The sequence below is a fragment of the Xaviernesmea rhizosphaerae genome, from assembly GCF_001938945.1.
Classification (GTDB): domain Bacteria; phylum Pseudomonadota; class Alphaproteobacteria; order Rhizobiales; family Rhizobiaceae; genus Xaviernesmea; species Xaviernesmea rhizosphaerae.
Map to the genome: position 1 here is coordinate 469,177 of NZ_MKIO01000021.1, position 25,674 is coordinate 494,850.

Consider the following 25,674-nt stretch of genomic DNA (forward strand, 5'->3'; position numbering starts at 1 on the left):
GGGCGATCATGAGCATTCATTACGGTCATATCGCCCAGAAGGTGTTCAACACGCCGCTGCTTTATGACGATCGCAAGGCCGAGGCTTTTCTTGAAGGCCTCGGCGGACGCCTCGCCGGCTCCTCGGTCATCATAACCAATGGCGCGGGCGCGGTGGATCACGTCGGCGGCGGCAATGGCCGGCCGATCGCCGGTAAGGTCGGGGGGCGTATCGAGCGCGCCTATGGCGCGGCGGGGCTTCTGCCCTTCGACATGGTGCAGGGCGTCGCGATCATTCCGGTCGAGGGCTCCCTCGTCCATAAGGGCGGCTGGCTCGGCGCGTCCTCGGGCCTCACCTCCTATCAGGGACTGCAGGCGCAGATCGCCATGGCGGCCCAGTCGCCACGGGTGCGCGGGGTGGCCTTCGAGTTCGACAGCTATGGCGGCGCCGTCAATGGCGGCTTCGAGACGGCGGCAATGATCGCGCGGTTGTCCAAGATCAAGCCGACGATCTCGATCCTGACCGATTTCGCCTATTCCGCGGCCTATATGCAGGCCAGCCAGACGCGCGCGATCGTCGCCCCGAAATATGGCGGGGCCGGCTCGATCGGTGTGATCATGATCCATGCGGACATGTCGAAAAAGATGGAACAGGACGGCGTCGCCCTGACCATCATCCGCGCCGGCAAGAAAAAGGCGGTGGGCAATCCTTACGAGGCCCTGCCGGCCGATCTCGCCGAGCAATGGACCGCCCAGGCGGAGGCCATCCGGGGCGATTTCGCCGAGCTGGTCGCCAAAGGGCGGCGCGGCCGGATCACCAAAGCCAGGGCGATGGCGACCGAGGCCGATGCCTATGACGCCACCGATGCCCTCGCGCTCGGGCTGATCGATGCGATCGCCGACCCGCTCGACGCCTTCAACGCCTTCGTCGCCGAAGTTAACCGGAGCTGATCCCCCATGACCAATTTGCTTGACATCATCCGGGGCGCGGCCCGCCCGGGAGCGCCCGAACTCGTCCTCGACGAGGCTGCTTTTCTGGCCGATCAGGCGGGCACGCCGACGGCTGCCGCGCCGCCGGCGCCCGCTGCGGCGGATGCTCCGCCGGCAGTAGCGGCAAGCCTTGCCGCACTGTCCGCCTCCGCTGCGCAGCCGCAATCCACCTATGCCGATGGCTATACCGCGGCCATGACGCGGATGGGCGCCGTTCTCGGCGCGGACGGCATCAAGGGCAACGCCTCGCGCATGGCGGCGGCCTTCGACCTTGCCACCGCCGCGCCCGGCATGGCGGCCGATGCCGTCGTGGCCTTTGTCACGGCCAATGTCGCGGCGGCGCCTGTCGCCGCTGGCGCAGCGGAAACGGCGGCCGCTCCTGCTGCGGCACCTGCAGCCGCCGCTGTCCCTGCCGCGCCCGTTGCCACCTACGAGCAGCAACGGCTTGCCGCCGCGCAGCTCGCCATGCCCGGCGCCGCCCAGCCGGCCAAGGCCGAAAGCGGGCTGCGCAAGGCCGTCAATGCCGAGATCAGCGCCATCAAGGCGCGCTGACCCCTCTGACCCCTGTTACCGGAGAACTCCCCCATGCCCATGGCTGTCTTCAAGACCACGCGCCCGAACCAGGTGTCCGATCTGGTCAAGCGCGAACTCGATCCCGAACTTGGCCGCGAGGTCTTTACCCTGCTTGGCGGCGTCGGCACGCCGCGCACGGTCCGCCTCGGCACGCCGCTGGGCCGTATTGCCGCAAGCGGCGCGCTTGCCGTTGTCGCCGCCGCCGTCGCCGGCAATACCGGCAATGGCACGCTGACGCTGGCCAATCCCGCCTTCGGCACGGGTGTCAAGGTCGGCGATTACGCGGTGACCTGCAGCGTGGGCGGCGCGGACGGAACGTCGAAGTTCCGGGTTGAGGACCCCGATGGCGTCGTGGTGGGTACGGCCACGGGCGGCGCGGCCTTTTCCAAGGCGGTGCGCTTCACCATCGCGGGTGGCGCCACGGCCTTTGCCGTCGGCGATACCTTTACCGTCACGGTGTCGCAGGGCGTCGGCGCGGATGATGGCAAGGTCAAGGAATGGGACCCGACGGCCATCGACGGCACCCAGCACATCTGGGGCTTTTCCATCCGCGAAGTGACCGCTGCCGTCGGCGTGGACAACACCACGGACGGGCTCGCCATCCGTCGCCTGTCGGTGCTGCGCGCAGGAGCAATCCTCTGGCCCACCGCCGCGACGGATGCCCAGAAGGCGGCGGCCATTGCCCGCATCGATGAGCGCCTGGCGCTTGCCATCCGCACCTGATCCCCTGTTTCCCTGACCGGTTGGGCTGCACGCCCACCCGCCCAGCCTGAAAGGCTCCGCTATGCCGGAAATTCTTCTCCCCTATACCGATGTGGAGATGACCGAAGAGGTCAACCGCATCCCCAATACCTATGGGCTGCTCAATGCGCTCAATATCGCGCCCAGCGAGCGCAAGGGCTCGCGCTATGTTCGCATCGGCTATCGCGATGGCCAGATCTACGTGCTGGCCCAGGCGCCGCGCGGCGCGCCGGGCGATGTCGGACCGAACGACAGCGAGAACTCGATCATCCTGGAAATCCCGCATTTCCCCCATATCGATTTCATCGCGCCCGACGACATCGACGGCCTCCTGGAGATCGTCAATGGTCAGGTCACGCCGGCCTCGCTGGATCGCGAGCTGGGGCGCAAGCTTGCGAAGATCCGCGTCAAGCATGCGATCACGCGCGAATATATCCGCCTCGGCATGCTCAAGGGCCTGATCAAGGACGGCAAGGGCCGCACGCTCTATGACCTTTACGATGTCTTCGGGATCTCCAAGAAGGTCGTTGATCTCCAGCTCGGCACGGCCACGAACCTGATGGACAAGTGCGAGGAAATCCGCGACCACGTCCAGACCAACCTCAAGGGCGAGACCTCCGACGGCATCGAGGTGATCACCAGCCCCACGCTGTTCTCCCGGCTGGTGAGCCACCCGAACGCTGAGAAATTCTGGCTGAACGCACAGAACGCCAACTATCAGTCGCAGATCGGCCGTTCCAATCTCGGTAACAACTGGGGTCGCCTGTTCCTGTTCGGCGATATCCTCTGGCGGGAATATAAGGGCAGCCTGCCGGTCAAGACGGCGAGCGGCGAAATCGTCTCTGAGCCCAACGTCGCCGCCGGCAAGGGCCATGCCTATCCGACCGGAACCCAGAACACGATGCGCACCTATGACGGGCCGGCGTTTCATATCGATCTCGTCAATCGGCCGATCGAGGGTGAGGAGCCGATCCTCATCACCACCAAGCAGCTCGACCATGGCGCCGGCTACGAGATCAAGAGCCAGTCCAACTTCCTCGCCGTCAACAAGCGGCCGGAAACACAGGTCGAGATCATCACCTCCAACTGATGTTGCGGCCGGGCGTGAGCCCGGCGCGGCCATCGAAAGGGTGCCTCATGGTGGACTGGGCCGCCGCGCGTGCCTTCACCGAACACGCGTGCTCGGGAATTTTCGACCTCACGCCCTGCCGCCTTGTCGGGATGCGCACGGGGCAGTCGGTCAATCATCCGGAGGCGGAGGATCCGGGGCGACCGCCCTTCGACTTCCTCGGGAGCATCGACCTGCAGCCTCCGCCGCGCACGATGATGCGGGCGCTGCCATCTGATCCCGGCACCACGGGCGGGATCGTCTCCTATGATGCGGTCCTGTCGGCGCGCATGACCGAGTGGCCCTGGCGGCCGGTCAAGCGCGATGTGGTGCTCTCGGGCGGCAAGAGCTGGCGGATCGAAACGATCGACCGCGACGGGTCCGACCGCGCCACCTGCTATCTGATGGAGGTCCGTCATGCTCTCGGCTGAGGCCGTCCGTCTCCTGGCGGTGGAGACCCTGCTGCCCACCGCGTCCCTGCCGGATGGGCCGTTTCCGACCATGGCGCGCGGCCGGGTGCTGGACAGTCGTCCGGCCGCGATCGCCGATCTCGACCGCGCGGCACCCTACACGCCCGTCGTCAGCCTCTATACGCCCGAAAGCGGGGCGCGGCTGCGCGGCCCGCATGCGCCGGCGGGCGATACGGAAGCCGATTGCATTCTCGATGTCGTCTGCGAGCTGGCTGTGGTTGCCAGCGATCCCCAGTCCGGCGCGCCGGATTATGTCGCGGCCATGGCCGAGACCGATCCGACGGCCCGGCTGGTGCTGGCTGCGCTTGCCGCCCAGGTTCGGCATCTCCTGGAGCGCTCGGCCGCCGGTGGGCCCTGGCGTCGGATCGTGCGCCAGGTGCGCGAGATCGAAATCAAGACCTATGGTGTGCCGGAATATGGCCTGCGCTGGCACGGCATGGTCCTGCGGTTTCATCTGTCGATCCCAGACGATGATTTCGACCTGGCCGGCGGACTGCCGCAGCCCTTGCGGCAGATCGCCGAGGCGCTGCCGGCGGGCTCCTATGCCAAGGCCAAGCTTGCCGAACTTGCCGATGCCTTTGCAGCGGAAGCGCCCGCCGCATTGACCGAGATGCGCGGCGTTACCGCGGCCGAGGGCATCGTCTTCGGCGTCACAGACTGAGGAGCCATCATGCCCCCGCTTTACGTTCCCCGCCCCGGGCTTTCCATCCCCGGTGGCTGGCCCACTGAGGGCGCGCCGATCGACCCTGTCTCCACCTTTCATCGCAACCTCGTGCGCGATGGCGATCTGGTCGCGCTGCCGCCGCCAGATGCAGATCCCGCGCCCGCCTCCGCGCCGTCTCCTGCGCCAAAGACCCCGAAAAGGACCTGATCCATGGCCACCAACATTCCCGGCGATATCGTCGCGCCGCTGCTTGCCTTTGATGTCGAGTCCGCCGGCCTGTTTTCCTCCGAAACCCGGATGATCCTGCTTGGCCACGGGCTGGCGGGCGCAGCGCTGGCCGCCGGCGCCATCGCGCTTTGCACCACGGTGGATCAGGCCCGCTATCTCGCAGGCCGTGGCTCGATGCTGGAAAGCATGTTCATCCGCGCCCGGCAGAACGCGCCTGCGCAGGAAATCTATCTTGCGCGGGTGGATGATTCCGGCACGGCGGAGGTGCGCACGGTGACTGTCGGCACGCCGCCGGCCGCCGGCGGGCAGGGCATTCTGCAGGTTGCCGGCGAGCGCGTCGCGGTGCAGATTGCAGCGAGCTCGTCGGCCTCGACGGTGGCGGCGCAGCTCGCCGCCGCCATCAACGGCTTTTTCAACGCCCTGACGAAAAAAAGCCTGCCCTTCACGGCGACCGTCGTGGGCGCCGTCGTCACGCTGACAGCACGGCACAGGGGCGCCTATGCCGGCGGTCTCGACCTGTTCGTTCCAGTCACCGATGGCGTCAATGCCTTTTCCGGGCTCTTGACCTTCGCCACGGCAACGGCCGGTGCGGGTGCCCCGGATCTCGCGCCGGTGCTGGCGGCCATGGGCGACGATCCCTTCGAGATCATGGTTTCGGCCTTCGGCGACGACACAAGCCGCCTCCTGCTCGATCAATTCCTGTCGTCGGTTTCTGGCCGGTGGTCTTACGCGCAGCAGCTCTATGGCCATGCCTTCTACCCGCGCACCGGCACGGTCGCCGAACTCACCACCTGGGCGCTTGCGCGCGACAGCTGGCACCTGACCATGATCCCGGTGTTTTCCAATGCCGGCAACGGCACGCCGGCCTATGAATTTGTGACCGCCCTTGTCGCGCGGATCGCGTCCTTCCTGGGCTCCGGCGTCGATGGCCGTGTCTCGGCCAATCAGAGCGGGCTGGTGGTCGAGGGCGTCCTTGCGCCGCGCGACCGCAATTACTGGCCTGATTATGCCACGCGCGATGCGCTCCTGAAAAACAGCGTGAGCGCCTGGAAGGTCGATGTCTCGGGCAATGTGCTGATCGACAAGATCGTGACGCAACAGCAGACCACCAATGGCGTGCCGGATACGGCGCTGCGCGATATTCAGGCGGTCTATCAGATCACCTATGCGCTCAAATATGTCCGCGCGCAGCTGGCCTTCGAGCATTCCAACAAGGCGATCGTCGATGACAATCCGGCCGATCTGCCGACGCTGGTCACCGCGCGCGATATCCAGGCGACGCTCGTGACTTCGACCATGGAGTTAGCCCGGCGCGGCGTGATCGAGGCGACGGAAGCGGCCTTCGCCGAGATCCGCGTGACGCGCAACGCCGACAACCGAAACCGCGTCGATATGGTGCTGCCGCTCGACCGCGCCAATCCGCTGGACATCTTCGCCGGTCTCGCCCGCGTCTACGCCTGATCGGCCCAATTTTTTAAAGGAGTAACTCCATGGCAGGCAAGGATTTCGGCGGCAAGATCTCGTTCCGGCTTTCGAGCGGGCCGGTCATGTCGCTGCGCGGCACCTTTTCCGTTCTGGTCGCCAGCCAGACGAATGAGGCGATTACCAACCAGAACGGCTCCACCGACCGCGTCGGCACGCCCACGTCACCGCGCGCCAACGTCGCCTTTGCCGATGGTGGCATCGACTATGCGGCCCTGATGAAGGCGCCCCGCATGTCGGTCACCATCGTCGAGGAGTTCACTGGCGTCACTCACCATTTCATCAACGCATTTTTCTCGGGTGACCCCGAGAACAACCGCATGAATGGCGAGGTCAGCGGCCTGACGCTGGTCGGTGAAGTCTATCGCAAGACGGGAGGCTGATCATGGCAGCCAAGGAAGTGATCCTCTCCAGGCGCTACGAGGTTCCCGGCGTTGCGCCCTTTGACCGTGTGACGCTGCGGGAACCGACCTATGCCGATCGCTATATGTCCGGCCTCGGCCTTCCGCAGGAATGGCAGCCGAACGGGCGGGGTGGCGGCATGGTGGTGACCTATCCCGAAGTCGTGGACGCCTATCTGCAGCGGCTGATCGTCTCCCCCGGCTACGAGCATATCTCCGGGATCTCGGCCACAGATGGCGGCCGCCTGGAGGCGGCGCTAGCAGGTTTTTTTCTGGAACCGACGGGCTCGACCGCATCGCCGACGAATTTGTCTTCCGGCTCGGATGGGAGCCCGGCCGCGTCGCCGGAATGACGTTGCGGGAAATCGGCTACTGGGCCATGCGCCTGGTCGAGCGCGCCAGGCGGCAACCGGACGGGTAGCGGGGCGGCAATGGATCTCAAGCTTTCCAGCGCGGATATCGCGCAGCTTCAGCGCAGTTTTCAGCGCATGCCGGGCGAGATCCAGACAAAGGTTCTGGCGCGGGTCATGCGGCGGCTGGGCTCGATGGCGCGCACGCGCATCGTCGCGCGCTCGTCGAAACACACGCAGATGCCGGCGGCAATCGTCAGGGCCTTGACAACAGCGGCCTTCAACGCCGGCGGCAATACTTCGACGGTCGTCGTCAATTCGAACTGGATCCCGCTGCAGGCGCTGGGGGCCGTCCAGAATGCCAAGGGCAGCTATGTCAACCGGCGCGGGCAGTATGATCATGCCTTTGTTGCGCAGTTCGCCTCGGGGCATGTCGGCGTCATGCAGCGCATCCCCGGAACGCAAATGCCGAGCAGGCAGACAAAGCGGGAGCAGATCCGCGAGCTGTTCGGTGCAAATCCCGCCCATGCCATTACCAATGACCCCGAGACCTATCTCGATGTCATGGCTGAGGTGATCCAGGAATACATGCTGCCGCGCATGGTGCATGAGCTGGAACGCGTCCTGTTCAAGTGAGGATTTGATGGCAAATCGTAAGATCAAGGCGGAGCTGGAGTTTCAGGGGCGAGACAATAGCGGACCCGCTTTTCGCTCTGTCGCCCTGCGCATGGGGCAGGTCGAGCGCCAGATGGCGCAGTTCAACCGGACGGCTGCGTCGATGGATCGTCGGATCGGCGAGATTACCAAGCGCACGGGCGCGGTGCAGCGCGCCGCGCAGGGTGTCGAGACGGCGATGTCGGGCGTCAAGACGGGACTTGGCGCGCTTGCGGCTTATGGTGTCGGAAAGGGCATCAAGGATGCTGTTTTCGACTTTGCCGCTGCTGAGCGGCAAATGACCCGGATGGGAACGACCTCGGGCGCCACCGCTGAGGAGATGGAGTCCGCCTTCGCCGATATGCAGAGGATTGCGAAGGACCTACGCTATGACAGCGTTGCTCCTGCCGTCGAAGCAATGGACACGATGGTGGCCTCCGGCAAGAGCATCAAGGAATCGCTAGAGTTTTTGCCATCCGTATTGGCAACGGCGCAGGCATCGGGGGCCGCCACCAACGATATCGCCAATACTGGTTTGAAGACGGCCTCCGCTTTGGGGATCGAAGCAAGAAATATGCAGGATGCTTTTGACGTCATGGTGACTGGCGGCAAGGCGGGGCAGTTTGAGCTAAAAGCCATGTCTCAGTACATTCCCGGCCTCGCCAACAGCTTCGCGTCTCTTGGCTATAAGGGCGAGTCTGGGCTCAAGCAGCTCGTGGCAATCCTTCAGACGATTCGAGAGGATACCGGCGACGACTCTTCTGCGGCGACATATGCGCAGAATGTCTTCGCGAAAATATACAGCACAGATAACATCAAGAAATTCAAAGATTTGGGCATAGACCTGAATAAGGAATTGGATGATGCCGCCAGAAACGGCGAAGATGTTGTCTCTGCATTCACGCGGATTTCCAATGAGTCCATCAAAGGGGACCTAAAAAAGCTCCCTCAGTTGTTCACCGATGAGCAATTCCGCCTTGGCATGCAGTCGCTGATCACCAGCCAGGATAGTCTTAAGCGCTTTCTTGAGGCGATGAATGCGCCGGATGTGAAGGGCACCGTCTGGCGTGATGTGCAGCGGGTCATGCACGACACCCAAGCGTCAATCGACGCGCTTTCGAATAGCTGGAGCCAGCTGAAGACGGCTTTCGGTAAGGGCGTTGCAATCAATGGCGGAACCGAAGCCATTGATGCCCTGACCGGTGTCATCGACTATCACACCGCGGTCAATCGCGGACTGGAAAAGAACGGCGTCAACGGTTTCTGGAACCGCACGAAATTCGGTCTGACGAGCGATCAGATCGAAAAGGACCGCATGGCGATCGCCGGCGGCTACAAGGATCCGGCCTTTGTCGAGGACTACAATAAGCGGATCTATGAGGCGCAGCGGGCCAAGCCATCTGTTGGCCGTCATTCCTCTTCGACGCCTGTGCCGGCAAAGCCGGAAGTGAACCCGGCCTTTCTTTCACCTGACGCAGGTCAGGCCATTCAACGGTTCTTTTCGCCGCCTTCGGCAGACCAGGTCAGGGATGCCCTCAAGATCGTCCCTGGAAAGGGAGAGCGGGAGTGGGAGCGTGCGGGGGAAAATCTGGCGGAAGGCGGGCGCGAGGCGGGCAAGCACATCGACGACAGCGCTTCCGCCTTCCGCGTGGCCGGATACGATGTGGCGGCAGCCATTTCGCGCGCTGCCCAGGCGCTCCTCCAGGCGGGTCGCTCGTCCATGGCTTTCAACAGTGACGGCTCGTCCTACCGGCCGCGCGTCAATGCCGATACCGGCCGCAGCATGCCGCCGACCACCTTCGGCCCTGCCGGCGGGCGGTGACGGTCCAATCATCTACGGGAGGCGCTCATGCGCGACTGGGTCAAGCTCCTTCGGGCGGCGAGCTATCGCGGCGTGCCGTTTTACGTCGAAAGCGACACGCATGATGGCGGCAAGCGGCTGGGGCTGCACGAGCTGGCGGGCGGCTATACGGCCTATGTCGAGGAGATGGGCGCGCGCGCCGAGCGCGTCTCGGTCACGGCCTATCTGCTCGGCGATGTCGCGGATCTGCAGGGCGCCGCCCTGCGCGCGGCCTGCCAGATGCCGGGGCCGGGCCTCCTCTGCCTGCCGGTCGATCTGCCGCGCATGGCCTATGTCGAGGAGTTTTCCCGGATGCGGGAGCGCGACCGCATGGGCTACATCGCCTTCGGACTGACGGCGGTACCGGCAGGGGCGGGGGCCGTCGCGGCGCTGGGGCTCGGCAATCTCGCTGCGGCCTTTCAATCCGGCGTGTCGAAGGCTGCGGCCTCTTTCGCGGGGCTGTTCTGATGGCGGCCGATCGTTCGATCATTCTCGCATGGGTCGCCGATCTCGCCACCACGCTGGTGGCAAGCCCCATCGATCTCGCCGATCTGCTCGACCGCATCGAGGCGGCGCGTGGGCTCGGTCGGGCGGACTTCGCCGGTGAGGTGCTCGACCTCATGCGCGTGCCGGCCGAATGGGCCCGGGCGCCCGACGACTTCGCCCGCTTCGTCGCGCCGGCCGAGACCGACGCGGCCACGTCTGAGGCCTGCCGTGTGCTGCTGGCGGTCGGACTGTCGCTTGCGGCGCCGAGGATCGACTGGCCCTCGCGGCCGGAGGCGCGCACGGCCCGCGCGGCCCTGGCAGACGCGCTCGAGGCAGCGCTCGACATCGGCTCGGCGCGCGGGGCAGCGGGCGTGGACCTTTACGCCTGGCTCTCGGATCTGGGCGGCGTTGCCTTGCGCATCCTCTCGGATCTCGCGGCCAATGCCGTGCCGATGGTGCGGGTGGAGACGGGTGTGTCGCTGCCGGCCAGCGTGCTCGCCTGGAAGCTCTATGGCGATGCGGGCAGGGCGGAAGGGCTGGCCGATGTGGCGCGCAGCCTGACGCCGATGCTGATGCCGGTCACGTTCGAAGCGCTCGAAAGATAGGGCGCGGCGCGGGAGCGTGAATTTCAGGGAGTTGTCATGATCCTCGAAAGGGTAACGGCGGAGGGACTGCCGCCGATCAAGACCACGCGTGTCTCGATTTCGGCTGAAGAGGCCGCGCGCACGGCAACGCTCGATCTGCTCGTTCTGGGGCCTGGTCTGCCGGTGTCGATCGGCACGCCCGTGGTGCTCAAGGCCTCGGGAGAAGTGCTGCTGACGGGCTATGTGAGGGATGTCAATCCCGCCCATGAAGCCGAGAGCCACACGCTTTCCGTCAGCCTGGTCTCGCGCACCATCGATTATGTCGAGTGCTCGGCGGATCACCCCTCGGGCGAGATCCTCGACAAGGATCTCTCGGCGATCGCGAAAGAGCTCGATGCATCGGGGATCGGTATCGAGGCAGACGGCGATTTTCCCCGGGAGCCGCGCCACAAGCTGCAGCCGGGAGAAAGCGCCTTCGCCTCGATCGAGCGGCGCGCGCGCGGCCGGGGCGTGCTGATCCATGACACGGCCGAGGGTCGCATCAAGCTGGCCATGAAGCCGGAAGGCACCCATGCCGGCGGCCTGGTCTTCGGGGTCAACATCCTGGCCGGCAGCGCCACCTTTACCGAGGCCGGGCGCTACAGCCATGTCAAGGTGCGTGGCCAGGCGGGCGAGGGGGTCGGCAAGGCGCAGCTGCGCGGCGAGGCGACGGTGGTCGATGACGGCGTGTCGCGCCGCCGCGTGCTGATCGTGCCGCATGAGGGCGAGACCACCAGCGACCGCATGAAGACGCGGGCCCTCTGGCAGGCCAAGCGCGCGGCCGGCAATGGCTCGACCGCCTCGATCACGGTTTCGGGCTGGCGCGATGCCGCCGGACGGATCTGGTCGCCGAACTGGCTGGTGCAGGTCGAAGATCCCTATCTGGGGATCGACGGTCTCATGGTGATCAAATCCGTTTCGCTGGAACAGGGCGACCGCACGGAGGCCATACTGTCGCTCGCCGATCCCCGGGCGCTGGGCGGCGAGAACCCGCGCGGCAGGAGCGCCTCCGGCTATGGCGCGCCGGGGCCGGTCAAGCCGGTGTTCGGGGATGAGTAGGATGGATCTGAGACGCTTTGAATTCGACGGTCGGATGGACGAGCGCGACGGCCAACAATTCGTGTCCGGTCGAGCGCTGTTCGGCGATGGCTGGACGCGCATTCACCGGGTCGAGACCCATGGCTTTGCCTCCATGCCGGTCAAGGGCGCCAAGGGCCTCCTGCTCGCGCCGCATCCCGATCTGGGCTTCGTTCTGGGGCTCGAAAATCCCGGAATGCGGCCCGCGGGAATGCCGGGGGGCGGGACGGCGCTTTACGACGCGGGCGGCAACATCATCCGCATGGTCATGGGCGACGGGATCCGCATCGATATCGCGGGCGCTTCCATGACGCTGACGAAAGGCGGAGTGACCCTGACCATCTCCGCCGGCGGTGTCGAGATCACCGGCGGTTTCCTCAAGGTCAACGGCGTCAGGGTGGATGACACCCATGTGCATGGCGGGGTCGTTCCCGGCAGCGGCAATACCGGCACGCCGGCGTGATCTGACAAAGACGGCGAACGAGGGACAGCATGGTCAGGATCATCCCGATCGAACCGGAGCAGGAGCCCTATCGCGCGCCCGATCTCGTCTGGGATGGCATTGCGGGGGATCTGGCCGTCAATGCGCTCACCCATCCGCAAGCGCCCGGCGATCTCAAGGCCGAGCAGGGCCTGGCCACACAGGTCCTGATCTGCCTGATGACCGATGTCAGGGTCGAGGCGAGCGAGCTGCCGGACGGCGTGGAAAACCGGGGCTGGGTCGGCGACGGCTTCGACCTGGCGCAAGGGGAAAGCCCGATGGGCTCCAGGCTCTGGCTTTTGCGCCGCCGTCCGATCTTCGACGGGATCGAAACCGTCGTGGAGGACTATGTGCGCATGGCCTTGCAGCCGCTCCTCGACCAGGGCGTGGCGGTCTCGCTTGATGTCACCGTGACGGCCGACCGGCCGCGCAACCGCGTGGACTATGCGGTGGCAATCAAGGGGCGCAGTGGCGCTCTTGTCTACGAACAGAAATTCCAACTGCTGTGGAGCCAGATCGATGGCGTGGATCATCCGCTCACCCGCTGAGATTTCCGGACGACTGCGCGGCGCGTTCCGTCAGTACCTGCCGGGCACCGATACCGCGCTGAAGAACAATGTCCTGACGGTTATCGTCAAGGTCCTGGCGCTGCTGGCGCATGAATTCGAGCTGCGCATGGCGGCCCTGTCGCGTCAGATGTTTCTGACCACGGCGACGGATTTGCGCTGGGTCCGGCTGCATGCCTCCGAGATCGGAATTTATCAGCGGCAACCATCGGCGGCGGCAGGGCTTGTCACGGGCTCCGGGGCGGCGCAGGCGGTCTATCCGGCCGGGATCCGGCTTGTCTCCGGCGACATGACCTATCTGACGACGGCGCCGGCGCTCTCGGGTGCCGATGGCAGCCTGTCCTTTGCCGTTGCCTGCGAGATCAAGGGCGTTGCGGGCAACCGCGAGGCCGGTGGCCTCCTGGGGCTTGCCGATCCGGCCTTGCATCCCTCCCTGTCGCTGGAATGGACAGTGGGCGCAGGTGGACTGGGCGGCGGGGCCGATGTCGAGGGCATCGAGGAGCTGCGCGCGCGGGCGCTGGCGCGCAAGCGCAATCCGCCCGGCGGCGGCACGCTGACCGATTACGAGCGGATGGCGACGGATGTGCCGGGCGTGCTCAAGGCCTGGGCGTACCGGCCCCAGAATGCGCCGGGCATGCTGGTGGTCTACTTCCTCTTCGCCGGCCGCGCGGGCTCGATCCCGCAACCGTCCGATGTCGCCGTCGTACAGGCGGCGATCGATGCGCGCCGCATGATCCGCCTTGACGATAGTGTCGCCGTGGCGCCAATCGCGCGGCCCGTCAATGTCACGATCGGCGGCTTGCAGTCGGATACGGACGAGATCAGGGCGGCGATCGCCGCCGGCATTGCCGCCATGTATGTGGCCCGTTGCCGGCCGGGCTATCCCGACGACAGTTTCACCCTGCCGATCTCCTGGATCTCGGAGGTGATTTCGGGGGTGGCGGGGGAGGAGCGTCACCGGCTGGTCGCCCCCTCGGCCGATATCGTGCTGACATCAGGGCAGTTTCCGGTGAACGGGACGATCGCCTATGTCGCGTGATCCGGGGCTGGCCAGCTACACCTCCGTGCCGACCGTGCTCGATGGCGTGGTCTCCGCGCCCTTGCCTTGGGATACGCTGTCGCAGCCCGTCAATGACGATCTGATCGGCGCTGCCCTGTCGCTCTGGCCGCAGGGCGCGGCCTTCGGTAGCCCGGACGGGCAGGCCGTGCCGCTCGAAAGCCGGATCGCCCGGCTGACCCGCGCGCTCCTCTCGCCCTTCGAGACGCTCTATCAAAGAGCCTATCGCCTGGCTTTGGAAAGCACGGTGTTTGGCGCCGACGAACTCCTGACCGAATGGGAGGCGGATTACGGGCTGCCCGATTCCTGCGTTTCGGGTGAAACGGGGGTCGCCGAGCGTCTCCGGGCGCTGGAGGCCAAGGTCAACAGCGTTGCAGCAATCGCCATTGGCGATTTCATCCGCATCGCCGCAGCCTACGGCTTCAAGATCTTCGTGCGGGAGCCGGCCATCTGGCAATGCGGCTTTTCCGAATGCGGCGGCGATCACGAGCTGGGAAGCCCTCGCGAGGAGATCTACTGGATCGTCCAGGTGGTGAACTCGGCAGTGGATTATTTCCGGTGCGGCGACAGCGAGTGCGGTTACGACCCGCTGTTTTCCTTTGCCGATGGCGAGCGCCTGCTGTGCATCATGCGCCGCATCGCTCCGGCCTGGACCATTCCCGTGCTCTCGCTCGATGCGCTGGAGCCGCCGGCGGAGCTGCCGCCGGGCCTGAACTGGATCGTCCTCGATGGCACCGATCCGCCCGAATACCTCACGCTCGACGACGACTACGTCTTCGACGCGCCCCCGCTCTGAGATCTCTGCCGCTTCGGCTTGATCCTCTGAAAGGCTTCCATCATCATGCGCTATATCCCACCGTACGGGTCCGCCGACCCGAACGCGCCCTATGTCGACCGCAATGCGCAGACGGCGCAGCGCGGTTCGGCCGTGCCCGCCGAGTTTTTCAACGCGACGCAAGCCGAGCTGCTCGGCCTGATCCAGGCCGGCGGACTCACGCCGACCCAGAACGGCCAGCAACTTGCCACCGCGATCCAGCGGGGGCAGATGAATTTTGCCGGCGCCTCGGCCCAGGGTGGCAATCAGAACGCCTGGATTGCCACCCTGGCCCCGGTGCCGGTGGATTTCCCGGCTGGCTTTACGGTCACGCTGTTCCTGTTCGTATCCAACAACGGCCCCGTGACCCTCAATCTCAATGGCAAGGGCGCCAAGTCAGTGCGCCGCTCGGATGGCTCCGAGCTGCAGGCGGGCGATGCGCTGGCGGGTGAGATCCTGACGCTGGTCTATGACGGAACGGTTTGGCGCGCCGGCCGTCCGCTTGGCAACCAGTATCTGCCGCTTGCCGGCGGCACGCTGACGGGCCCGCTGACGCTGCCCGGTGCGCCCTCGCAGGATCTGCATGCGGCCACGCGCGCCTATGTCGATCACCCCGGTTTCGTCGGCGTCGCCAGCGCGGTCACTCTGACCCAGGCGCACTTACGCAAATATATCGAGGTGACGGGTGGCGGCTCCTACACGATCACCCTTCCGGCGCCGGAGGCGGCGACGACGACGGGCGGCATGTACTGGTTTTACAATGCCGGCGCATCCGAAAAGACGCTGGCGACGCCAAGCGGGAATTTCGTGGGTCCGCGCGGGTCCAATGGCCCGACCCTGACATTGCCCCGCAATGCCTTCGTCTGGGTCATTGCCGGCTACGACAACTGGGTGGTGGTCTATCAAAGCTATTCCTTCACGCTTCTCGGCGCCGCCAGAACCCTGCCGCCAAGCGCCCTGGGGGGCTATGTCCAGCTTGGCGGCGCCACGACCTATACCGTAACGTTGCCCAACCCCTCGGACTTCTCGGGCGCGGAGCTGGAAATCTACAATTCCGGCTCGATCGCCTACACGCTCGCCACGCCCTCCGGTCAGTTCGTCGGCCCGAAGGGCAGTGGCGCCGCGACGGTCAGCATTCCCGCCGGCGAATATTTCATGCTGCGCGCCGGCACGGTGCACTGGATCGCGCACTGACCCGGCGGCTCTTCCGCCCGACATCCTTAACAATCTGAACAAAGAGGATCTGCCGTATGGCAATCTCCTTGCTGGATGCGCTGGACCTGCGCGCCGCGCCCGCGCGCGAAAAGCTTGACCTCGACTCTGCAGCCCTGTTCCCAGAGGAGCATTTCGCGCGTCGGTCCGACCTGAATATTCCGGGGATCGACGGGCTGCAGAACCGCCTGCAGGACATCGATCAGGCCATCGAGACCGAGAGAGACGAGCGGGCCGCCGACGATGCCGAGCTGCGCCAGGATCTGGACGGATTTCGCGGCGATCTGCAGTTCGAGGCGGACGAGCGCGAACGACAGGATGCAATGATCCGCACGTCTGTGGTTAGCGAGCGTGAAGCGCGCGAGGCGGGCGATAATGCCCTTGATGGGCGCGCCGATGCGCTGGAGCTGGAGGTGACGACGGCACGCAACGGCTTCCCGTCGCTGGACGGGCGGCTCGATGCCGGCGATCAGGCGCTTGCGGATGAGGTGGCTGCGCGCGAGGCGGCCGACCACGCTCTTGATGGGCGCACCGATGCGCTGGAGCTGGAGGTGACGACGGCGCGCAACGGTTTTCCGACGCTGGATGGGCGGCTCGATGCCGGCGATCAGGCGCTTGCGGATGAAGTAACCGCGCGTCTGGCAGCCGATGCAATCCACGACGACAAGATCAGCGGCTATGGCAGCCGGGACATTCTCGATCTCGCCAAAAAATACGTCCGCGCTGGCTATGACAATGTCGTTTTCGGCATCAACTGGCGCATCCTCTCGGCCTATCGCGAACGCGACGATACATCGATCATCGGCACGCGCGCGCTCGAAATGGCCGCCTACCGTGTCGACAACGATCCCCGCTTTCTCCGGTCCGGTCTCGCCGCGGCGGTCCTCGACCGTCTCGGCCGGATCGTTACAGGCCTTCGGCTGCGCGATGATACCTTTCTGATCGGCGCCACGGGCCTGGAGACAGGCGGCGGCTGGCGCATGGCGAAGGAACGCCGGCTGGGGCGTTCCGGTCTGATCGCTCCGGTGATCGATAGCGCGCGACGCCTGATCTCCGCCTATCGCCTGCGGGACGGCGCGCATGTGTTTTTCGGCCGCCGCCTCGACGTGGCGGGTATCCGCCTGGATCGGGGCGACAAATATGCGCGCTCGGGCATTGTCGGTGCCCTTTTTGACCGAGCCGGGCACCTGATCCGAGGCCAGCATCCGCGCCTCGATCGCGAGATGATCGGCGCGGCCGGTATTCAGACGCGGTTTCAGGCGTGGAACGGGATCGATCCCCGTGCGCTGGCGCGCTCCGGCTTCCTGCGCGCCGATGTCGATCCCGCGCGAAACATCCTGACCGCCGTCAAGGCTGACGGGACGCGCTATGCCGAAGGTGAGGTGCAGCCGGATCCGCCGGATCATGGGTTTGAGCTTACGCTCGAAGGCGGCGCGGTCATCTCGAATGATCGGAAGACAGGTGCGCGGCTCAAGCTCTCACGCACCGGGCAGGTGGCGAGCGCGCCGCTCATCGCTCCGGATGGAATGGCGCGCTGGACGGCGGACGGCACCACCTGGTTTTCCCCTGTTGATGTCGCAAAGTCGCATCGGGTGATGCCGATGCGCGAGGTGCTGGGCGTCGGCGACAGTCTGATGGAGGCCGACTGGGGGGCGGAATTCGCCACGATGAGCGGGATCCCCTTCCGCAACATCGGACGATCCGCAGCCACGAGCCGCAACTGTGCGGCACGCGTCGGCGCCGTGCCGCTGCGGCTCTATTCGGTGACCGGCGAGATCCCGGCCTCCGGCACTGTCCAGGTTTCGACGCTGGACAAGCTGGGCTTCGCCTCGTTCTACGCAGAGGGCTCGGTCTCCGGCATCCCCGCCCTCTGGGGCGGGGTGGCGGGAATGCTCTCCTGGGATCGCCCGTCCGGTGTCATGCGCTGGACCCGCACCACGCCGGGCGCAGCCATTCCGCTCACTGGATCGTTGCCCTGCATTTGGCCGCCGATCGAAAACATTACCGGCGCTGCTCTTCCGGATCTTCTGGAGCGCCGTCTAATCCTCGATTGGGGGCGCAACAATCCGGATGAGCCGGAGCGGATCCTGGCCGACTTCGAGGCGACGATCGCGGCGCAGCCGACGGCGGTCAAACAATTCCTTGTCTGCCCCTTCATGCCGGAGCGGGACGAGGTCCTCACGAACCATCCTCGCGCGCGCAACCGCGCCTGGCTTCTGGCCGAATGCCGAAAGCGCTGGCCAGACAATACCGTGGACAAGCTGGCGGCCTTCATCGCGGCCGGCAATCCTGCCGATCCTGACGATGCCGCGGCAATCGCCGCCGGCTATCCGCCTCCCTCGCTGATGCAGCCCGACAGGATCCACCCCAACGCGGCCGGACGCACCGTCACGGCGACGTTTTATGTCAACATCTTCCAGGCAAAAGGATGGGCGTGATGGCCGGTCTCTATACGCAGCTTCGCGACGTGGTGGCCTCCGGGCCGCTTTTGATGCCGGATGAAATCATGGATGAGGGCACGCTCTCCGTCATCGATTTCATGGACCCTTATACCTGGCCCGATTACGAGATCGTCACGCCTGTCTCGACGACGAAGGAGTACAAGCAGTTCGATGCGCGCGCCTTCGAGCAGGAGGGGCCGCCGGTTAAGTTCAACCATCCGCTTACGGTCGCCGGTGGTGCAATTGCCTTTGATGGCGACAAGGGCGAAAACCTTGTGCTGCCCCCGGCGTGGAAGCTGGATACGGGCCTGAAACATTTCGGGATGGCCTTCTGGGTGCAGATGGGGCCGACGATTCGGGAAGGGTTTAACAACCGGATTGCCGGCTTTAACGCGCCTGGCAATGTGAACCAGTGGTATGTGGCGCCTACGGGCGACAACACCAACAAGGTCGCGCAACTCGAATTCTACTGCCGGCCGGGCGATACGACCTACGGGCTGGCCTCTATTTCAGGCTTATCGGTTGCCAACGATATCTTCAATTCGTCCATCCTGCTGATGGGGTATGAATATGAGGAGAACCAGGCGGGTACGCATTTCGACCAGCGCTTTTATCTCGGCCGTGGTTTGCGCGGGGCGCGCACAGCCGTTCCCAAGGTGCGCGAATTTTTGCCCGCCACGACAGCGGGCAACGCGCTGATCGGTTGCCCGGCCGATTTTACCGGCGGCACCTTCCAAGGCAATTTCCGCCGCGCCTGGCTGCAGGACTTTGCGAAGTCAAAGCGGACCATGGAAGAAATGATCGCCCAGGACTGGGACGTCAACCGCGCCCGGATGGGCGCGGTCTAAGCGCGCCCGCACACTCAAGGAACATCGCTATGACGTTTGAACAGTGGCTGCAAAGCCGGCTGACGGCGCACGGCTATGCCGTGGGGCCCATCGACGGTAAGATCGGCACGGCGACGATCGCCGCGCTCAAAGCCTTCGAGGGCGCGAACGGCCTCAAAGTGGATGGTATCGCCGATCCGGCCGTGGTGGCGGCGCTCAAGGCCAGCGCCAGCGCCGTACCGCCCAAGACCATGACGCAAATCCCCGATCGCGACCGTGTGCCGACGATCGATGTGCGCCAGCCCTCGGCCATCCAGTGGCCGCGCCAGGCCGATTGCATGGAGTTTTATGGTCCGGTCGGGACGCGGCAGACAACGATTGATATCCCGTTCGACATGCGGCTGGCCTGGGCGCGATCAACCGTCGTGCGCAAGATGACACTGCATGAGAAGGTGGCGCCCTCGGCGCTCATCGCACTCCAGCGGATCGCCGAGGTCTACTCGGCCAAAGAGCGGGCCGATCTCGGCATCGATATCTTCGGCGGCTCCCTCAACGTCCGGCGCATGCGGGGCGGCAAGGCTTACAGCATGCATAGCTGGGGCATCGCCATCGACTTCGACCCCGAGCGAAACGGGCTGACCACGGCCAAGCCGCAGGCGCGGCTCTCGCATCCCGACGCCGTCTCCTTCTGGCTGGCCTGGGAGACACAAGGCTGGCTCTCGCTCGGCCGCGCACGCGACTTCGACTGGATGCACGTCCAGGCCGCGCGCCTCTGATCTTCATTACTCCCTCGCGAAAGGATCGCATCCATGAACGACAATGCGCGCACCCTGCAGGCAGCGATCACGACAGCCGTGACGCGGGCAGTGCAGGATCCCGATGTCAACGCTGCGCCCGAGGCCGCTGGCCCGATCATAGCGGCCGTCACGCAAACCGTGCTTCCCGATGTGCTGCACGCCACCAATAACGAGCCCTGGTATCGCTCGCGCGTGGTGCTGGGGTCGTTGATGACGATCCTTGCCGCCATCCTGGCGCTGTTCGGCGTCGGCTTTGACCTGGAGATGCAGAGCAAGCTGATCGACCTCATCCTTGCCGCCGCGCCGATCCTCGGGGCGGGTTATGCGCTCTATGGTCGGCTCAAGGCGCGCCGGCCCATCGGGCGGTAGTGCCGATGGCCCCTGATACGGATCCGAGCATCCATCGCCAGCTTGGCGAAATGGCCGCCTCTTTGCGCTCGATCAGTGAGACGCAAACGGAGGTCAAGGAAACGCTGCGTCGTGCCGACGACAAGGCGTCCGCCAGCCGGGCGGAAATGTACCGCAAGATCGATGACACCAACAGCCGCTTGGCAGCCGTCGAGGCCAACATCGCCGATGTACGTGGCGATGTATCCGAGATGCGACCCGTGACGGATGATGTCCGCCGCTGGAAGCTTATGGGCCTCGGCGCTTTGGGCATGATCGGCATTGGCGGCATGGCGATCGGCGTCACCTTCGGCGAGGCTTTGCGTCGTATCGGCGCCCTGCTTATCGGCCGCTAAGACAGCCTTCGCGCCGCCTGTCCTTTCCTCAACCTCTCGAAAATTGGAGAATGACCATGGCTTTTTCCGGGCTCCATGTCCTGTGCGCCCTTGCCGGCCAGGACGGTGACTACAGCAATACCCGCCAGCCTCTGCTGGTCTCGCCGCAGTGGTCGCAGACCATGGCGGCGGCGGGGACTACCACCAATGCCGCAGCGTCCGCCGGGTCCATCTTCCGCGTGCGCGTCTCGGCGCCGACTTACATCGCGACGGGGTCTGCGCCGGATGCAAGCCAGACGACTGGCTCCACCACGAGCTCGGCGCGCGAGCTGATTCTGCCGGACGATGGTCCCGTCGATCGCTATGTGGCAGTCGGCGACAAGCTGGCATGGGTGCTGGCATGAATGCTCTCAACAAGTTCGGCGGCTTGCGCAAGTCAGTCAAGGTGCTGGGCGACAAACCCGGCACCAGCGTGCCGAGGGCGCCATTCGGATCCATTTTTCTTTCTGACAATGACAGCGCGATCCTGACGGATATCGATGGCGCGCGGATCACGGAGGCCGTGTGATGGCAGCAAGAACCCTTTCCGCATCCACCCTTTGGAAGCGGTCCCTCAACGCCTATCTGGCGGATATCAACGGCGATTCCCGTGCTGCCCAGGGCGGTGTTGCCGTTATTCCGCCTGCGCGGCATATCGGGCTATCGAATATCCACTGGCTCAACTGGGCCAATGCTCTGACCGGCAACCGCCTGCGGATCAACCGCCTTTTCGCGGTCTCCGGCTTCCGGAGTGACCAGTATATCAGCTACTACAGGGATAGCCGTCTGGCATCCAATGCCGGGATCTCGATCTGGAATTTTCCGGTCGTGAACGATGTTTCCCATGCCGGTGCGCAGACCGCAACGGGATCTATTGCCGGCACAACGATGACCCTTGTGGTCAATACCGTTGCGGGCACATTCAACCCCGGCGGCATCTTGAGCGGCTCGGGTGTCACGCCTGGGACAAAAATCGTCAGTCAGCTCACTGGGACGCCCGGCAAAGAAGGCACTTATCAGGTCGATACGGCCCAGACAGTCGCCTCGACCACGATCACCTCGACGGGTTACACGGATACGATCACCGGCGTCTATGTCGACGTGAGCAATGTTGTCCAGGTTGCCTACGCAAACCTCGTCGCGGAATGGCAGCTCGATCTTGACAGCGGGAAGAAGGTTGTCCTGGTCGCGGAAACCGGATCGACCGCGCTCAACGCCGCCCAGGTCAATGCAGTGCTGGATTTCAATCTCCGGCAAAAGGCCTGGGCAGAAGCAAAGAGCGTGCACCTGTTCGACTTCGGGCCAGTCGTCTGGGCGGCGACACAGAGCGGGACGTTGCTCCGTTTCAAGAGCGGCGTGCTGCAGCCGTCTGATCCCACGCATTTCTCCTCGCTCGGCGCCTTCCTTCAGGCCAATGCCGGGCCGGTGGACTGGATCAAGGCCAACTTCGTGTATCGCGACAAGGGTGTGGCGACAGCAGCGGACAGCCGCCCCAACAATCCGCGCCAGATCATCACCAACCCGTTTTTCCTGACGCTTTCCGGTGGGATCACGGGCGCTAACGTTACCGTGTCCAGCGGTACGGTTCCGGCCAACACGAAGATCTCGGCACCAGCGCCAAGTGGACCTTGCTCGGTCGCGATCACCAGCGCTGCTTATGACGCGGCTGACGCCAATAGCGGCAACAAAGTCCGTTTCGCCTTGACGGCTGGTGCTTCGGCCGTCGTGGCACGCATCGAATTTGACAGTCCGCCGACCACATACTGGCAGATCCAGGACCTGCTTGAGGCCGGCGTCGGCGTCGATGTCGAGGCGAATTCAGGCGGCGCGCATGTCTACGGCGCGCTCGAAATCAGCACAGCTGGCGGCGGCACGAAAAACGCATGGGCGCTCTTTGGGTTGCCTTCTCAAGGCCCAGGGCCGACATCTGCCTATCATATCGATCTCAAGACTGAGATCGAGGGCACTTTGCCTGGGTCGACGGCGACGGCCTATGCCGCCCTCGTCGTATATGTCGCCATTCCTGCGAATGGAACGGCCGCGGTATCGCTGTCGCGCCCTTGGGGGTATCGTCGATACGACATGCCGGCCTTTTAAAGCTGTACGTGACAATGCCACTCGGCCGCCTTCGGGCGGCCGTTTGCGTTTGTGGCAAACCGTCGCATAGGCCCGATCCGTACAGAAAGTGCGATGTAGACCTATCCCTTAGTTGAATTAACACGAGTTCATATGCCCGTTCATAAAAGGAGATTCTAATGAACGAGCATACATTGCAATACGTCGCAAGCACGCTAGTGGAATTGGCACGCCCAGTACCGAGAGATCAGCAGCCGTTGCTGGTCTACCTGATCGGAATGGCGGCGATTGAGGCAGGCGCGGGTGGTCAGCCTGTGACGAATAGAAAAGTCACCGGTGGGCGAAGGATGTAACCGCTATGACTGAGGACAATCGGCCGCGATAAACGGCCGATTGTCACTCACTGATTCTGTAAAGCTTACCTCTGGGATCACCGGCGCGGCTGGCGTCACCGTCCACACCACTTATTCCCCTTATTCGGCCAGGGTTGAGCAAGCCCCTCTTTGACAAGTTCTTGGCCCGCATCTCGACCGTTCCGAATAAACACACGAACAAGCGCACGATGATCAGTCGTCCGGTCGCTTAGGCCACTGTTCGCGATTCTGTAGCCGCCGCCCATCAGCTCCTGCAGCCTGAGCTTGGCCTTTTCTCCCAACGCCTTTTCTCGCGGACATTCCGCACCGAACGTCTCCGGCGCGTCGATGTCCAGCAATCGCATTTTTAAGCCACGTTGCCAGATCGTGTCACCGTCAACGACGCATGTCACCTTTCGTTCTGCGCGATGTCCACCCGAGCAGATCTCGACGGCGCCGGCACACCGAGCGATCAGCAGCATGCTGATCGCGATAAGCATCAACCAGACGATCATCGAATAAATGACCCCCATAACGGAAGACGCGTTGGCGGCGCGCTTTCGTGGTCTATGATGCTTTTCTGCCGGTCCCTCCGATCTGACGCCATCGCTCGCTGCGCTCTCCATGATCTTGTTACTCGAGCTCCGGTACTTCCCCCGACTGGAACAGCACGATCGGCGGTCCGTATTCGCCTAGAGTTGGATCAGCTTCGCGACTCCACGCGACGACACCAGTGTGTTTGTCGGCGATGGCTCGCGCTTCCCGTTTCGCCCGCTCCTCTGTGTCGACCTGCCTAGGGTCAAAAGCCTGTAGAAGATTGCCTTCATCGTCCTTGTCAAACGCTGCCAGCACAATCAGCTTGCCCTTGCTTGTCATCGTTCTCTCCTTCAAGTCGTCGGCGGAAGCCGATCACTCTGTCTACCTATTGTCCTTCACTGACAGCGTGGCAGGGGATGAATAGGGCTTAATCCTCCGCCGGCAGAAGCAGCAGCCCGTCATCCGGCAACGGCCGCTGAAGCGCCTTCGCCTCGGCCCATTCCGCCCGCATCCAGACATCGACTTCCTCGGCAGTCGTGAGAATAACCGGCATGGCCTTCGGGTGGATCGGCTTGACCACGGCATTCGGTTCCGTGGTGAGGAAGCCGAAGAGCTGGTGCTCTCCTTCGCGCGGGTTCTTCATGGATCCCCGCGTTCCCTTCCAGTCCGTCCATATGCCAGCGAAGAAGGCGAGGGGCCTGTCTTCGTCGATCGCGAACCAACGCTTGCGCTTCTTCGGCTTGGTGTCTTCCCATTCGCAAAAGGTCGTCCAAGGCACGACGCACCGGTTCTCAGGCGCGAGCCAGCGGCGCCAGTGCGGCGAGGTGACATTGCGGATGTTGGTGACGCCCGTATCCGGCTTGTCGCCCAGGATCGAGCGCGGCGTGGGCATGCCCCAGGTGAGCCGATCCCAAGCCTCGCCATCTCCAGTCCGTCGCAGGACGGGCGCCGGGCGGTCAGGATATATATCGATCGACGGCTCAAGGTTGCCCAGGCGATCAAGCGCCTGGCGAAAGGCGCGCAAGGCTTCCTGGTTGGTGCTCACATTGTACAGATTGCACATTCCGGCCTCCTAGCGCTTCCCCTGCTTCTGCAGGGTGTCATAGGCGTCTCGATGGATCGAGCGGAGAATTTTCTCATAACAGTTTTCGACCCGGACAGCGGCTTGCCGCGCCGTCTCTTCCCATCCGCAGGATGGATGATCCAGCTTGATCTGCGCAGGTGCATGCGCCAGCAGCCAAAGCCATTTTTCCCGGTCACCTTCGCTCAAGGCAGCGATGCGAAAAATGCGACCCATCACGATCGCGCCGTCAAAGCCGATGAAATCATCGCCGTCCAGCCACGTCCGCACCCATCGCCGCTTCGGCTTGGCTTCCAGGGATATCCTATGGCAGGGCATCCAGCCGTTGGGCAGCGCAGGAGCCTTGGGCTTTTCCGGGTCGGAGTGCACGGGGCTATAGTAAATATTCCGCACGGCCTCACGCATCTCGAAGGTCGACGATAGCGCCGCAACGATCCGTTGGACCATGGCGTCTATGGCAGCTATGCCTTCAGGCCCATTCATCAGCAGCGTGGCATAAGCGTCTTGATCGGAGACGGCCAGCAAGGCGCCCTCGATGGGCTGCTGAACCATCGAGTCGGGTGCCGGCTTCCCCTCAAATTCAAAGACCATTCGCTCGATCATGCCGCTCGCGATCGGGGAAACCACGGTCAAATCCCTTCGCTTTCCCACGGCCATACCGGCAAAGCGCCGTCGATAGGACTGCGGCATCAGGCGATAATGCATGGAGGCCGCCTCGCGCAGCCGTTCGACAGGATCAACCGTCACCATCTCACCTTGATTTCTGTCCTATCCCTATGCTTCATGTCCTAAAGCATGAGCGAACGAAATAAGAACATCAAGGGGTAAAAATGACAGAGGATAAGCGAGCCGCCGGGTCCACAGACGCGGTGCATGTCGAGCATTGGTGTCAGGCGCCGGGCTGTAAGCGCTGGGGCTGCTTCGGCTATGACAAGGGGAAGGGTCAATCCGACTGGTGGTGCGGAGATCATCGGCCAGATCGAATGCCTGGATACTAATCCGAAAA

Annotated in this window: 34 protein-coding genes; 30 read left to right on the forward strand and 4 right to left on the reverse strand. The window is 64.3% G+C overall.

Features of this window, described 5'->3' with window-relative positions; all coding sequences use genetic code 11:
* Positions 1-8 precede the first annotated feature (8 nt).
* From BJF92_RS06030 to BJF92_RS25505, 29 genes are all read left to right on the forward strand, one after another.
* Complete coding sequence (locus tag BJF92_RS06030) at positions 9-929, forward strand: S49 family peptidase (protein WP_075633837.1); 921 nt, start codon at positions 9-11, stop codon at positions 927-929.
* Between the two features lie 6 nt (positions 930-935).
* The gene (locus BJF92_RS06035) at positions 936-1,520 is read left to right on the forward strand and encodes a hypothetical protein (RefSeq protein ID WP_075633838.1); all 585 of its coding nucleotides are present in this window, start codon (positions 936-938) and stop codon (positions 1,518-1,520) included.
* A gap of 33 nt (positions 1,521-1,553) precedes the next feature.
* Positions 1,554-2,264 (forward strand): head decoration protein, encoded by a 711-nt coding sequence (locus tag BJF92_RS06040; RefSeq protein ID WP_075633839.1) that lies wholly within the window; start codon positions 1,554-1,556, stop codon positions 2,262-2,264.
* A 61-nt stretch (positions 2,265-2,325) separates the two neighbouring features.
* Complete coding sequence (locus tag BJF92_RS06045; protein WP_075633840.1) at positions 2,326-3,372, forward strand: major capsid protein; 1,047 nt, start codon at positions 2,326-2,328, stop codon at positions 3,370-3,372.
* Positions 3,373-3,419: 47 nt separating this feature from the next.
* On the forward strand, positions 3,420-3,821 hold the full coding sequence (locus BJF92_RS06050; RefSeq protein ID WP_075633841.1) for a hypothetical protein: 402 nt from the start codon (positions 3,420-3,422) through the stop codon (positions 3,819-3,821).
* Positions 3,808-4,521 (forward strand): hypothetical protein, encoded by a 714-nt coding sequence (locus BJF92_RS06055; RefSeq protein WP_075633842.1) that lies wholly within the window; start codon positions 3,808-3,810, stop codon positions 4,519-4,521. The genes BJF92_RS06050 and BJF92_RS06055 overlap by 14 nt, the downstream gene beginning before the upstream one ends.
* Positions 4,522-4,530: 9 nt before the next feature.
* Positions 4,531-4,731, forward strand: a complete 201-nt coding sequence (locus BJF92_RS25030; RefSeq protein ID WP_143523923.1) for a hypothetical protein — start codon at positions 4,531-4,533, stop codon at positions 4,729-4,731.
* A gap of 3 nt (positions 4,732-4,734) precedes the next feature.
* Positions 4,735-6,213, forward strand: coding sequence for a hypothetical protein (locus BJF92_RS06060; RefSeq protein WP_075633843.1), 1,479 nt, complete (start codon positions 4,735-4,737; stop codon positions 6,211-6,213).
* 29 nt (positions 6,214-6,242) lie between these two features.
* Positions 6,243-6,617, forward strand: coding sequence for a phage tail tube protein (locus BJF92_RS06065; protein ID WP_075633844.1), 375 nt, complete (start codon positions 6,243-6,245; stop codon positions 6,615-6,617).
* 2 nt (positions 6,618-6,619) lie between these two features.
* Positions 6,620-6,988: a hypothetical protein gene (locus BJF92_RS06070; protein WP_075633845.1), complete on the forward strand. Its 369-nt coding sequence runs from the start codon at positions 6,620-6,622 to the stop codon at positions 6,986-6,988.
* Positions 6,989-7,066: 78 nt separating this feature from the next.
* Positions 7,067-7,621: a hypothetical protein gene (locus BJF92_RS06075; protein ID WP_075633846.1), complete on the forward strand. Its 555-nt coding sequence runs from the start codon at positions 7,067-7,069 to the stop codon at positions 7,619-7,621.
* A gap of 7 nt (positions 7,622-7,628) precedes the next feature.
* Positions 7,629-9,461, forward strand: coding sequence for a phage tail tape measure protein (locus BJF92_RS06080; protein ID WP_075633847.1), 1,833 nt, complete (start codon positions 7,629-7,631; stop codon positions 9,459-9,461).
* Positions 9,462-9,488: 27 nt separating this feature from the next.
* Positions 9,489-9,947, forward strand: coding sequence for a DNA circularization N-terminal domain-containing protein (locus tag BJF92_RS06085; protein ID WP_075633848.1), 459 nt, complete (start codon positions 9,489-9,491; stop codon positions 9,945-9,947).
* Positions 9,947-10,570 carry a hypothetical protein gene (locus BJF92_RS06090; RefSeq protein ID WP_075633849.1) on the forward strand — a complete coding sequence of 208 codons (624 nt, stop codon included), beginning with the start codon at positions 9,947-9,949 and terminating at the stop codon, positions 10,568-10,570. Before BJF92_RS06085 ends, BJF92_RS06090 begins: the two co-directional genes overlap by 1 nt.
* Positions 10,571-10,606: 36 nt before the next feature.
* On the forward strand, positions 10,607-11,647 hold the full coding sequence (locus BJF92_RS06095; RefSeq protein WP_075633850.1) for a phage baseplate assembly protein: 1,041 nt from the start codon (positions 10,607-10,609) through the stop codon (positions 11,645-11,647).
* 1 nt (position 11,648) lies between these two features.
* Positions 11,649-12,128, forward strand: coding sequence for a phage baseplate assembly protein (locus tag BJF92_RS06100; protein ID WP_075633851.1), 480 nt, complete (start codon positions 11,649-11,651; stop codon positions 12,126-12,128).
* Positions 12,129-12,157: 29 nt separating this feature from the next.
* Entirely contained in the window at positions 12,158-12,694 is a 537-nt protein-coding gene (locus BJF92_RS06105; protein WP_075633852.1) for a phage GP46 family protein, read from the forward strand.
* Positions 12,666-13,751, forward strand: a complete 1,086-nt coding sequence (locus BJF92_RS06110; RefSeq protein ID WP_075633853.1) for a baseplate J/gp47 family protein — start codon at positions 12,666-12,668, stop codon at positions 13,749-13,751. The genes BJF92_RS06105 and BJF92_RS06110 overlap by 29 nt, the downstream gene beginning before the upstream one ends.
* The gene (locus BJF92_RS06115) at positions 13,741-14,565 is read left to right on the forward strand and encodes a putative phage tail protein (protein WP_075633854.1); all 825 of its coding nucleotides are present in this window, start codon (positions 13,741-13,743) and stop codon (positions 14,563-14,565) included. Before BJF92_RS06110 ends, BJF92_RS06115 begins: the two co-directional genes overlap by 11 nt.
* A 45-nt stretch (positions 14,566-14,610) precedes the next feature.
* A complete protein-coding gene (locus tag BJF92_RS06120) occupies positions 14,611-15,777 on the forward strand; it encodes a hypothetical protein (protein ID WP_075633855.1) in 1,167 nt (388 codons plus the stop codon).
* Between the two features lie 56 nt (positions 15,778-15,833).
* Entirely contained in the window at positions 15,834-18,233 is a 2,400-nt protein-coding gene (locus BJF92_RS06125; RefSeq protein WP_075633856.1) for an SGNH/GDSL hydrolase family protein, read from the forward strand.
* Complete coding sequence (locus BJF92_RS06130; protein WP_075633857.1) at positions 18,233-19,084, forward strand: hypothetical protein; 852 nt, start codon at positions 18,233-18,235, stop codon at positions 19,082-19,084. The genes BJF92_RS06125 and BJF92_RS06130 overlap by 1 nt, the downstream gene beginning before the upstream one ends.
* A gap of 29 nt (positions 19,085-19,113) precedes the next feature.
* The gene (locus tag BJF92_RS06135; protein ID WP_075633858.1) at positions 19,114-19,839 is read left to right on the forward strand and encodes a M15 family metallopeptidase; all 726 of its coding nucleotides are present in this window, start codon (positions 19,114-19,116) and stop codon (positions 19,837-19,839) included.
* A 33-nt stretch (positions 19,840-19,872) separates the two neighbouring features.
* Positions 19,873-20,229 (forward strand): hypothetical protein, encoded by a 357-nt coding sequence (locus BJF92_RS06140; protein WP_075633859.1) that lies wholly within the window; start codon positions 19,873-19,875, stop codon positions 20,227-20,229.
* A 5-nt stretch (positions 20,230-20,234) separates the two neighbouring features.
* On the forward strand, positions 20,235-20,603 hold the full coding sequence (locus tag BJF92_RS06145) for a DUF1515 family protein (protein ID WP_075633860.1): 369 nt from the start codon (positions 20,235-20,237) through the stop codon (positions 20,601-20,603).
* 50 nt (positions 20,604-20,653) lie between these two features.
* Entirely contained in the window at positions 20,654-20,986 is a 333-nt protein-coding gene (locus BJF92_RS06150; RefSeq protein WP_143523924.1) for a hypothetical protein, read from the forward strand.
* Positions 20,983-21,150, forward strand: a complete 168-nt coding sequence (locus BJF92_RS25500; protein WP_158032198.1) for a hypothetical protein — start codon at positions 20,983-20,985, stop codon at positions 21,148-21,150. The genes BJF92_RS06150 and BJF92_RS25500 overlap by 4 nt, the downstream gene beginning before the upstream one ends.
* Complete coding sequence (locus BJF92_RS06155; protein WP_075633862.1) at positions 21,150-22,718, forward strand: hypothetical protein; 1,569 nt, start codon at positions 21,150-21,152, stop codon at positions 22,716-22,718. The genes BJF92_RS25500 and BJF92_RS06155 overlap by 1 nt, the downstream gene beginning before the upstream one ends.
* A 158-nt stretch (positions 22,719-22,876) precedes the next feature.
* Positions 22,877-23,050: a hypothetical protein gene (locus tag BJF92_RS25505; RefSeq protein WP_158032199.1), complete on the forward strand. Its 174-nt coding sequence runs from the start codon at positions 22,877-22,879 to the stop codon at positions 23,048-23,050.
* 95 nt (positions 23,051-23,145) lie between these two features.
* On the opposite strand, the gene BJF92_RS06160 is transcribed toward BJF92_RS25505, so the two are convergent.
* The 4 genes from BJF92_RS06160 to BJF92_RS24665 form a co-directional block, all read right to left on the reverse strand.
* Positions 23,146-23,565 carry a thermonuclease family protein gene (locus tag BJF92_RS06160; RefSeq protein ID WP_158032200.1) on the reverse strand — a complete coding sequence of 140 codons (420 nt, stop codon included), beginning with the start codon at positions 23,563-23,565 and terminating at the stop codon, positions 23,146-23,148.
* Positions 23,566-23,683: 118 nt separating this feature from the next.
* Positions 23,684-23,926 (reverse strand): hypothetical protein, encoded by a 243-nt coding sequence (locus tag BJF92_RS06165; RefSeq protein WP_075633864.1) that lies wholly within the window; start codon positions 23,924-23,926, stop codon positions 23,684-23,686.
* Positions 23,927-24,014: 88 nt separating this feature from the next.
* Positions 24,015-24,650, reverse strand: coding sequence for an SOS response-associated peptidase (locus BJF92_RS06170; RefSeq protein WP_075633865.1), 636 nt, complete (start codon positions 24,648-24,650; stop codon positions 24,015-24,017).
* 9 nt (positions 24,651-24,659) lie between these two features.
* Positions 24,660-25,418 carry a hypothetical protein gene (locus BJF92_RS24665; protein ID WP_078057863.1) on the reverse strand — a complete coding sequence of 253 codons (759 nt, stop codon included), beginning with the start codon at positions 25,416-25,418 and terminating at the stop codon, positions 24,660-24,662.
* Between the two features lie 80 nt (positions 25,419-25,498).
* Between BJF92_RS24665 and BJF92_RS26410 the strand changes: the two genes are divergently transcribed.
* Complete coding sequence (locus BJF92_RS26410; protein WP_425356447.1) at positions 25,499-25,666, forward strand: hypothetical protein; 168 nt, start codon at positions 25,499-25,501, stop codon at positions 25,664-25,666.
* Positions 25,667-25,674: the final 8 nt, after the last annotated feature.